This is a genomic window from Vibrio sinaloensis DSM 21326 (assembly GCF_000189275.1).
Lineage (GTDB): Bacteria > Pseudomonadota > Gammaproteobacteria > Enterobacterales > Vibrionaceae > Vibrio > Vibrio sinaloensis.
The window spans coordinates 35,151-41,237 of the sequence record NZ_AEVT01000024.1; the positions used below are offsets into that span (position 1 = coordinate 35,151).

Sequence of the window (6,087 nt, forward strand, 5' to 3'; positions counted from 1 at the left end):
CATGAAAAAGAAAGTGACCAATCCGTTGAACGAAGCGCGATGGCTTAGGTTTAAGGCCAATCGGCGCGGTTTCTGGTCGTTATGGATATTTGCTTTGTTGTTCGTTATCAGCTTGTTCGCAGAGTTGATCGCTAACGACAAACCACTGTTGGTCGAGTACAACAATCAGTGGTATTTTCCCATCGTTGAGCAATATGCGGAAACGGAGTTTGGTGGTGAGTTTGAAACGGAGGCTGACTATAAAGATCCCTATGTCATTGAATTGATCGAAGAGCAGGGCTATATCGTTTGGCCATTGATACCTTTTAGCTATGACACCATCAACTTTGATATTCAAGGCTCAGTGCCTTCAGCGCCCGATGATGTCAATTTGCTTGGCACGGATGATAAAGGGCGCGATGTATTAGCGCGGATCATTTATGGGTTTCGGATATCCGTTTTATTTGGTTTCGTGTTGACTATCATCTCCAGCATCATCGGTGTCGCGGTTGGGGCATCTCAAGGTTATTACGGAGGTTGGCTCGATTTGCTAGGGCAACGCTTTATCGAAGTATGGTCTGGCATGCCGACCTTGTTCTTACTCATCATCTTGTCGAGTTTTGTCGAACCCAATTTTTGGTGGTTGTTAGGCATCATGGTGGCGTTTAGTTGGATGAGCTTGGTTGGAGTGGTACGCGCTGAGTTTTTGCGTTGTCGTAATTTTGACTATGTGAAAGCCGCGCACGCAATGGGGGTCAGCGATAATCGAATCATGCTACGCCATATGCTGCCCAATGCGATGGTTGCCTCACTGACAATGATGCCATTTATCCTTTCTGGCTCAGTGACTACGCTAACATCGCTAGACTTTCTTGGTTTCGGATTGCCGGCAGGATCGCCTTCGCTGGGCGAACTCCTCGCTCAAGGTAAGGCCAATCTTCAAGCTCCATGGCTAGGGTTTTCGGCTTTCATTGTTCTGTCTTTAATGCTCACACTGCTGGTATTTGTTGGTGAAGCGGTGCGTGATGCTTTTGACCCTCATCATCAACGGAGTTAATCATGACGAAAAAGATTCTGTCGGTTGACGGTTTGTCGGTTGGTTTTGGTCGAGGCAAACACGTAGAGCAAGTGACCCACCAGGTCTCTTTTGAGATAAGGAAAGGCGAAACGTTAGCGCTCGTTGGCGAAAGTGGCTCAGGAAAGTCTGTAACAGCTAACTCGATTCTAAAACTGTTACCTAAAGGTTCCTCTCAATATCTGCAAGGGTCGATTCGTTTTGATGATATCGATATCTTGCAGTGCTCTGAACGGCAGTTACGTGGCATCAGAGGTGGACGCATCGGAATGATTTTCCAAGAGCCGATGGTGTCGCTTAATCCACTGCATAAGATAGGTAAACAACTGGTTGAAACATTGGCGATCCATCGCGGCGTTAGGCAGAAAAAAGCCGAAGCAATTGCCGTTGAGTGGTTAGAGAAAGTGGGTATTCGTCACCCCGAACTCAAGATTAATGCCTATCCACACGAGTTATCCGGTGGTGAGCGTCAGCGCGTCATGATAGCGATGGCGCTGATCAATGAACCAGAACTGCTGATTGCGGATGAACCAACGACGGCGTTGGATGTGTCCGTACAGGCACAAATTCTCGACTTACTCAAAGATCTCCAGCGTGAGCTCGGTATGGCAATGCTGTTTATCACTCATGACTTGAGCATCGTGCGTCGCATCGCTGACCGAGTCGCGGTGATGCAAAATGGCGAGCTGGTGGAAGTGGGGGAGTGTCATCAGGTTTTCTCCGCACCCAAGCATCCTTATACTCGTTTGCTGATTGACTCAGATCCTCGTGGTGAGCCAGTTGAGTTACCAAGTCAAAGCCGCAATATCCTTGATGTAGAGCAGCTTAGAGTATGGTTCCCAATCACGGGAGGTATATTCAAACGTGTCGTTTCCCATATCAAAGCGGTAACCGATATGGGCTTCAGTCTAACGAAAGGACAATCCATTGGTTTGGTGGGCGAGAGCGGTTCCGGTAAGTCGACCACAGGTATGGCAATACTGAAACTTGTCCAATCGGAAGGCTCGATTCGCTACGAGGGTAACGAACTGCAAGGTCTTGAACGTCCCGCTATGTTGCCTTACAGAAGTAAAATGCAAGTCGTGTTTCAAGACCCATTTTCGGCATTGAACCCAAGAATGTCAGTCGCTCAGGTGATTGGGGAAGGCTTACGAGTCCACCAAGAGATGAGCGATGAAGAGATAGATCATACGATTATCGAAGTGATGAAAGAGGTCGACCTTGATCCCGAGTCGCGCCATCGATATCCAAACGAGTTTTCAGGAGGCCAGCGACAGAGAATAGCCATTGCTCGGGCACTGGTATTGAAACCAGAGTTTATATTGCTCGATGAACCGACATCGTCCTTAGATCGAACGGTTCAAGCTCAAGTGTTGGATCTTCTCAAATCACTCCAACAAAAATATGGCTTGAGCTATCTATTCATCAGTCACGACTTAAATGTCGTAAAGTCACTGTGTCACTACACCATTGTCATGAAACAAGGTGAGATAGTAGAGCAAGGGCCAACGGCTGAGCTTTTCTCTAGACCGAGTCACGCTTACACCAAAGAATTGGTTTCACTATCGAGCTTCTAAGTAATTAAAACATCGTTAATAAAAAGCCGCCTTTATTTAGGCGGCTTTCTGTTTTGTTGGGTTAGCTATTTGGTCCAGAAACCATTTCCATTGGCTTTTGCCAGATGATGCCAAACTCTTTACTGATATCAAACTCAGTTAAGTGCGCAACGTGGAAGTTCATTAATTCAAGGTCATACGATGGCGACGTGTAGACGCGCCCCTCGTCAATAGCATCAACTAAACGGTCTGCTTGATGAGCAGTATAATTATCATCAAAGCGACGGGTTTGCTGTTCTAAGTCGCTACGTAGCTGTGCGACAACTAACTCATACTCAGCTTGGTCAAAACCACCCGCTTTAGCACGTTTTAACTCTTGCTTAACCAGTTCTTGAGCTTCGAGAGCTTGAGCATAGTCTTCGCTGATGACCGCAACTTGAGAAATTAGGTTAACGTTCTTAAGGACCTTGCTTGACACCTTAATGTCCACACTCTTATCAGCCAACGCTTGCTTTAATCGATTTTCTAGAATCTTGTTGGCGATCGTTGCCTTAAGCAACTTTTTACGTTGTTGTTTACTGTCTTGAGAATCAAGAAGTTGAGTAAAGGCAGTCAGTGAGACATTAGGCTTAGCCGCTTGCTCACTTTCTGGCTGAGTATGTACAACCTCACTTGCAACCAAATGGTAACCTAGGCTTGGTTTCCAATCTGAAAAGGTTTTTTCAACTGCAGTGATGCTGTTACGTAAATTAAGGTTGCCCGCAACCACAATAGTGGTCAGTGCTGGCGTGTAAGTGCCAGAGGCTTGTTCACTCTTTAAAATATCGGCAAGTTGATTAAGGGCTTCGTGAAGCGTTTTATCACTGGCCTCAGAGAAGTCTTGGCTAACCACGCTTTGAGTGGCTGAATCGATGACTTTCCAGTTTGTACTTTCAAATAGAGCTGCCGCGATCGCGTGGCTTTGCGCACCAGGTACGGCTAGACGTACGCGAATGGATAGAGATGGCGTATTTCGGCTGGTAGGGAGCAACACATAACGCATTTGGTTATCGAGTTGGGCAAGCTTGGTGCCTTTTGGTAAAGCGATATCACTGTATTGAAACCAGCTAGCATCATTTTGTTCATGATGCGCCGATACTGCATAAAATGGGGTAAATAGGATGCTAGCAGCAAGGGAAACAGCGAAAATTTGACGTAATGGTTTAGACACGAAGTACTCCTAAAGCGAATCTATTGCATACCATCCTTGTTGTAGTAATTAACACTGGCCCAATAGGGACAAGTGCAGGAGTGAATCTAATCCGTGTTCACAAAGTGCAATAAGACAAAAACAAAAATGCGACTGATGTTGTAAAATCGTGCAAATTTTCTACAACTCGCATTCATTAGTCAATCTCTATTAGGTTGAAAGTATCGATTTCTTAAATGTGAGAGAGTTAAATAAGGGTGTAGTGACTTGCGCTAGCGAGGGAAAGGGGTTTTGAAAACCAATAACCTTGTAAATAGGAAGCGCCCAGATCGGTAAATGCTTTCGCCATTTGAGCGTTTTCGATGCCTTCGATAACGATATCTACATCGTACGCACTACACAATTTGATCACAAAGGTGAGGTATTCAAAAGTCGCTGGATTGGTAAATGACCGCCATGCGATCGATTTGTCGATTTTTATCTGTTGTAGAGGTAAGTCGAAAAAGCTGTTCAGAGAGCTGTAACCCGCACCAAAGTCATCGAGTGAAAGCTGAAAGCCAAGTTGGCTCAATTTGTTCAGTTGATCTATCGCGTTCTGGTTGCCGTCTAAGATCATGGTTTCTGTCAGCTCTAAAACGATGTGTTTTGGCTCGATTAGGTACTGGTCTGCAATGCTTTTGACTGTCTCTGGGAAACTGTGGTTAAGCAGTTGCAGTACAGAAACATTGACGTTGACCCGTACAGAGGTGTTATGTGTCGCTTGATATTGGCGAATAAAGTCACAGGCTTTACTCAACACCAGATAACCCAAATCGGCAATCAAGCCTTTCTTTTCTGCCACTGAGATAAACTCGTCTGGGAAAATCTCACCCACTTCTTGGCAGCGCCAACGTACGAGAGCTTCAAAGCTGGCAATTGCGTTTCTCTTAGTGCAAATGATGGGTTGGAACTTAACGGAAAGTAGGTCTTGATTAATTGCGTTACCCAATTCACGTTCAATGTAGAAATGTCGGTCAACTTTGGTCTTGGTTGGGCCGGTATAAACCCGGATGTGGTTTTGTTTCTGCTCACTGGCGAATTGGCTTGTTCGGCAGGCTATTTTTATTGCCTCATCGGCCTCTAACTCGGCTGGGATATCAGGGTAAATACCGATGCTCATCTCACTGCCGTAAAGAAAACCGTTGGTTCTTACCGCTTGTTTATATTTATCAGCAATACGTTCCCCCAGCTCAAGCAGGTCACTCTCTTCGTATTCACCTTTAACCAAAATGGCAAAGTCGTCGGTGCGAATGCGATACAAATCTATGATTTCATCTGGGAAGCTGTTTAGAGCTTGAACCAAGTGATTGAGAACGTCACGCATGATTTGTGAACCATACAGTGATAAATAAGAACGGATGTTAGCGACTTGAATGTAGAGGAGGTTGTGGGTAATACCATCGGGTTCGATATTCTCGAGATCCATTACCAATTTATGATCGTTGGATAGGCCGGAGGCTCCGTCCTTAAAAGACGTTTGATGGACATAAGCTTCCATCAGCTTTTTATCTGAGATGTCTTTATGACATCCGATCATAAATCGCTTACCCTTGACCGTTTTTGTTATCGCTGTGCCCTCAAGCCAGACATATTGGCCATTGGTACACCGGACTCGGTATTGGGTGGCGAGCTTACACTCATCTTCTTGGATATGCTCGTCAACTTTTCCCTCAAGCATTCGCCGATCCATCGGATGCACTAAATCCAGCCAAGTTTGTAGGCAGGTATGGCCAGATTCAATGCCAAATCGCTTATAAAAAGTAGGGTTGTAGAAACAAACGTGCTCAGTATCAGACATGTAAAAGATGCCGTCATTCAGCACATCGACCATATGCTTAAAATGATGATCCATTAGCTCATCGAGTTCAGCGCCGGTGAGCGAACTCGGTGATTGTGTGTTGCCTGAGTCTACGGCAACCCCACACTCAGAGACGAGAGTGATCTTAGGTCGCGGGACGATACTGTTAATAGTTTGTGACATAAAAATATGACGTACCTACATCCATAAGTGGTATGTCGTTTACAATTGCTCAAAACTGACGGAAGCTGACGAGTGTGACTCGTATAATGATGTTTAATAAACGAAATTATCAAGAACTTTTCAAACCCCAATAATTTTTATTGTGAAGCTTGTCGTCAAACGTGTGCCAATAATTGGAGCTAACTCGACCAGCTATATCAGGCTAATGCAAGAATATGAATATAGGTATGTTCTTGTTGCAATATTTATATTACGGTTGCGCGAATCC

At 45.1% G+C, this 6,087-nt stretch carries 4 protein-coding genes; 2 read left to right on the forward strand and 2 right to left on the reverse strand.

Annotated elements, in window-relative coordinates; translation table 11 throughout:
• The first annotated feature begins 1 nt into the window (after position 1).
• Entirely contained in the window at positions 2-1,036 is a 1,035-nt protein-coding gene (locus RH45_RS05775; RefSeq protein WP_008074880.1) for an ABC transporter permease, read from the forward strand.
• A gap of 2 nt (positions 1,037-1,038) precedes the next feature.
• The gene (locus tag RH45_RS05780; protein ID WP_008074881.1) at positions 1,039-2,631 is read left to right on the forward strand and encodes an ABC transporter ATP-binding protein; all 1,593 of its coding nucleotides are present in this window, start codon (positions 1,039-1,041) and stop codon (positions 2,629-2,631) included.
• A gap of 61 nt (positions 2,632-2,692) precedes the next feature.
• On the opposite strand, the gene RH45_RS22675 is transcribed toward RH45_RS05780, so the two are convergent.
• Positions 2,693-3,820: an insulinase family protein gene (locus tag RH45_RS22675; protein WP_008074882.1), complete on the reverse strand. Its 1,128-nt coding sequence runs from the start codon at positions 3,818-3,820 to the stop codon at positions 2,693-2,695.
• A gap of 226 nt (positions 3,821-4,046) precedes the next feature.
• Positions 4,047-5,819, reverse strand: a complete 1,773-nt coding sequence (locus tag RH45_RS05790; RefSeq protein ID WP_008074883.1) for an EAL domain-containing protein — start codon at positions 5,817-5,819, stop codon at positions 4,047-4,049.
• Between the last annotated feature and the right edge of the window lie 268 nt (positions 5,820-6,087).